The following is a 4,497-nucleotide window of genomic DNA, read 5'->3' as shown; positions in this document are numbered from 1 at the left end:
AGAGATAGCATTTTTAAAATCGGAAAAATCTTCATAATATTGACCATATAAACATTTCTTCTTCACCCATTTCCATAACCTTTCTATTAAATTTAAGTTAGGAGAATAAGCTGGTAAAAATAATAAATCAATGCCTAAACTTTCTGCTAACTCCAGGACTACTCGACATTTTTGATATCGGGCATTATCTAAAACTAAAGTAATGGGAATAGTTAAGCCTAAATCGTATAATTTTTGCAACAGTTCACAGACTTGCTGCCCAGTTATATAAGTATCATTGGTTACGGTAATTACCTGATGATTAATAGCGTTTAATGCTGCTAAAACATTAAATCTTTTCCGCCCTGATGGTGATTTAATAAATACTCTTGTTACACACCAGATATATCCTAAAAATGCTTTCATTACAAAGTGTGCCGCATCAACAAAAAAAACTGCTCTTTTACCCTGTCTAGCCTCTTCTAGCAGTGGTTCTAGCTTTTTTTCTTGATACTCTTTTTGGGCTTCTACATCCGCATTTCCTGGTACGTAACCTACTTTTAGTCTTTTCATTCCTATTCTTTTGATAAACAGTCTTACCTGATTTTCACTTCTTTTTATTCCTGTTAATTCTTCAATTTTTTTCGCCGCCTCTTTGATACTCATTGGCGGATTTTTCTCAAAATATTTTTCGAGAGTTTCTTTATATTCTAACAATTCACTTTCTGGACGATAAAAATTTATTTCTTTGAGTTTTTCTATTCCCCCTTCTTCATATTCTTTAATATATTTTCTTACGGTATTTTCACTCAGATTTACTAATGATACTATTTGGCTATTTTTCAATCCTTTACTTTTTAGCCACATTACTTCCATTCTGATTTGTACTCTTGGATGTGGATGATTAAATCTTTCGTAATGAAACATTGCCTTTTCCTCTGCACTATACGTTCTTGCCTTCATTACTTGATTCCCCCTCACTTTTTTTCTTTAATATTTTATACCACTTTTTCCTTTTCTATCCTCAATTTATGCCCTTGCGGAGTATAGCTTGATATTGTGCTTGAGTCAAAGGATATTTACCAATAAAGAAGCTAGGAAGAGTAACTTGATGTTGGGGACTTTCATTATCTCTTCTTTTCGCTTCATTTTCCGGTGAACCCATGTAAAATGTTCCTGCGGGTATTTCCACCATTTCCAACTTCACCCCATTTCCCAAATCTTCCACAAAGTAATTTGCTGAGTGGTTGCGTCGGTTGATAATGCTTCCTTTTGCGTTCGTTGTGACAACTTCAAAAGTGAAAGTTTTCAGGTTAGTTAAAAACCTCTCTCCCAACCTCTCTCCTACAAGAAGAGAGGCTTTAATATCCCCCTTCTCTTGTAGGGAAGGGGGGTTAGGGGGGTTAGGTTTTTTATTTGTTTGAATACCTAAATATTTAAACCATTCTGTAATAGACTGAGGACGGTTTTGATAATCTAATTCCATTCCTTTGAGAATAGCATCATTTACCTTTTGACTAATTGCAGAATTGTATTTTTGCGGTGGTTCAATCGCCATTTTCATATCTAGCATTATCTTAGCATTCAGATAAGGACTAGGCAGAGGAATGAAAGGAGGTTCATGAACAGCGATAATTACATATAATGTGGCAGCTAAAGCATAAATATCTAAAGCCGGAGTGAAATTACTTCTATTTTCAAATTGTTCTGGTGGTGCAAAAACGGGAGTTTTGGCATTTGTTAAACTCATCAATTCCGCAAAGTTGACCTCTCTAGCTAAACCAAAATCAATTAATATGGCTTTATTGTCTTCTTCTCTTAGTAAAATATTCGCAGGTTTAATATCTCGGTGCAGATAATTACGACTATGAATATAAATTAAAGCTTCTCCAATGCCTTTAATAATTTCTAAACCCGCACTTTCACTAAAAACACCATTCGCGTATAAATATTGTTCTAAATTTTTGCCTTTGACATATTCCATCACCATACAAGATAAACCATTTTCTTGAAACAGTTCAGGATAAACCTTGACAATGTGAGGATGATCAAAGGTAGCTAAAACCATCGCTTCAGTGTTAAACTTGTCCTGTTCTTCTGCTAAAAATTCTCCAAAACCTTCTGTATTCCCATATTTATCTCGATAGCGTTGTTTCAAAAAAGAGACATTGAGACTTTTGATAGCTACTTGTTTTTTGCGTTTATGGTCTTGCGCTAAATAGGTAATACCAAATCCTCCCTGTCCAAGAGTGTCAATAATTTCGTATTGTCCTTTTTTGAGTAGTTGCCCTGGGGTAAAATAAGCCATAATAAAATTTAAGTTGTCAGAATCAGGATTTAAGGATTTTCAGGATAAAGAGGAAAATAATTATATTGGTGTTGGAAAAGTCTATATATATGGGCGCACACTTTTCCACCCATAACATAAGGATAACTCAAGCTTTGAGATTTGTCAAGTCTTGATTGTCTGAATCAGGATGTCCAGGATTTGAGGATTTTCAGGATAAAGAGGAAAATAATTATGTTGGTGGTTGAAAAGCCTATATATATGGGCGCACACTTTTCCACCCATAACATAAGGATAACCCAAGCTTTGAGCTTTGTCAAGCCTAAATTGTCAGAATCAGGATGTCCGGTTACTGAGCGGAGTCGAAGTACAGGATTTGAGGATTTATAGGATAAAGAGGAAAATAATTATGTTGGTGGTTGAAAAGTCTATATATATGGGCGCACACTTTTCCACTCATAACATAATCATGACATAGGCTTTTGGCTTTGTCAAGCCTTGATGATAATTTTAATGATTTTGAATTAAACCGCATCTACTTTGAATCGCATAGTTTTTTCTTAATCGGGTTTTTGCTGATTACCTATCCACCAAGCCAAACCACCCATAAATAATACCCCCATAACTCCCTGTAAAGGATTATTATTCACACCAGTAACCCAGTCAGGAACTTGACCCGAATATTGGGTTAATTGCCCGACATTAATGATATAATAACCCCAAACCAACCCACCATGTAAACCAATAGGTAAACCCAAACGTCCCCTTCTCCAACGTTTTCCCCATACCTGCGTTAACCCCAACAGCACCAAAGCCGGAAACTGGGGTAAAGTGTGAATAATTGCCTCCAAAGGTTTAATAAAATGGGATACAGCAAATAAAATTGCATCTATCCAGAGAGCGATATTTAATTTATAATCTCGTTGTAACTCATCCAATAACCAACCCCGAAATAATAATTCCTCTGCAAAACCCACACCCAAACTAACTAATAAACCTTCTAAAATTATTCTCCCTAAAAATACTTGTGGTTGTTGCCATACCAACCAACCTAGTACACCTTCCAAACCAAATAAAACTAAAACAGTAGTTAGTCCAATAGCCAACCCCTGCAACACATTCACCCCATTCAGGTGTGTAAATTCTAAACCATAATGGCTGAATATTTTTGGTTGTTGATAAACTTGCTTACCCCAAATATTCAGCAGAAAAATAAACTCTACATATAATATCACCAGCGTCAAAATACTTTCTAAATTAGTATCTTCAACTAGCAAATAAATTGGTACAGCTAGGGGTAGCCATAAAAATAGTAAGGCCAGTATAAAACAAACCAGCCTCACAGGAACGGGGTATTGGGTAAGTTGAGTGAGATTAATTTTCATAAAGTTAGTCAGTTATCATTAGTCAACAATATACTGCTAATGACCAATGACCAATGACTATTCGTCAGGTTCAATCGTACTACTTAAACCATGATTATTGAGGGTTTCAGAATAGAACTCCGCGTGTTCTTGAGCGCACCTAATTACTAAAGCTAACCCGTTATGGTGAGCTTCCATCATAATACTAACAGCTTGCGGTTGGGTGATGCTATTAACAGTAGTCATTAGCACCTGTACTACATACTCCATCGGATTATAATCATCATTATGAAGCAATACGCGATACTGAGGCGCAAGCTTGCGGGATGTAGAACGCTTCTCAATGGTTTCGACTGACACGATTCTTTGCTCTTTTATTGTTGATTTACTACAATACAGTCCTGTTAGGCATTTGCTCAACAGTTATTTACTTCTGCACTGCCGCGGTTTCACCTGGAAATACTTTTGGCGTTGCTGAGAAGTTTTTTCCTAAAGCATCATAACACAAATAAAAGAAATTTGCATTGATAATGGGACAGAGAAAATTTTTCTTTGCCTTCTATCTCCTCACCAAATAGAACGAAAGGCACGGAAGCCACTTGGCAATAGATGCGTGGAGGAAGTGCCAACGGCGTTCGCGGAGCGTGCCGGAGGCTCTATTTATTCGCAACCAAGATTCTTAACCATGATGCGGGTCTTCTATATATCTTCTAATTGTATCTGCGGAAACCTGACCTGCCGTCGAATAAAAATAACTGTTAGTCCATAGGCTAGGAAGTTTTAATAACTCCGGGAACTCTTTTCTCAATAGATAAGATGACCGACCTTTAAACGCCTTAATAACTTGGTTAATGGCTATATCCGGTT

General features: G+C 36.4%; 5 protein-coding genes. All 5 read right to left on the bottom strand.

The genetic code is table 11. The annotated features are described in order from the left end of the window. Positions 1 to 942 (bottom strand): IS630 family transposase (locus tag PN450_RS12645; protein WP_271836547.1); only part of this gene is annotated, 942 nt, incomplete at its 3' end. Positions 943 to 1,003: 61 nt separating this feature from the next. Continuing rightward, entirely contained in the window at positions 1,004 to 2,287 is a 1,284-nt protein-coding gene (locus PN450_RS12640) for a bifunctional serine/threonine-protein kinase/formylglycine-generating enzyme family protein (protein WP_271836546.1), read from the bottom strand. Between the two features lie 539 nt (positions 2,288 to 2,826). Further along, positions 2,827 to 3,651 (bottom strand): CPBP family intramembrane glutamic endopeptidase, encoded by an 825-nt coding sequence (locus PN450_RS12635; RefSeq protein WP_271836545.1) that lies wholly within the window; start codon positions 3,649 to 3,651, stop codon positions 2,827 to 2,829. 57 nt (positions 3,652 to 3,708) lie between these two features. Further along, positions 3,709 to 3,990 carry an ATP-dependent Clp protease adapter ClpS gene (gene clpS / locus PN450_RS12630; RefSeq protein ID WP_041457654.1) on the bottom strand — a complete coding sequence of 94 codons (282 nt, stop codon included), beginning with the start codon at positions 3,988 to 3,990 and terminating at the stop codon, positions 3,709 to 3,711. Positions 3,991 to 4,309: 319 nt separating this feature from the next. After that, on the bottom strand, positions 4,310 to 4,497 hold a 188-nt coding region (gene tnpA, locus PN450_RS12625), incomplete at its 5' end, for an IS200/IS605 family transposase (RefSeq protein WP_271836544.1).

The organism is Dolichospermum lemmermannii CS-548 (assembly GCF_028330815.1).
In the GTDB taxonomy this organism is placed as follows: domain Bacteria; phylum Cyanobacteriota; class Cyanobacteriia; order Cyanobacteriales; family Nostocaceae; genus Dolichospermum; species Dolichospermum lemmermannii.
This window is presented reverse-complemented; position numbering and strand designations above follow the sequence as displayed.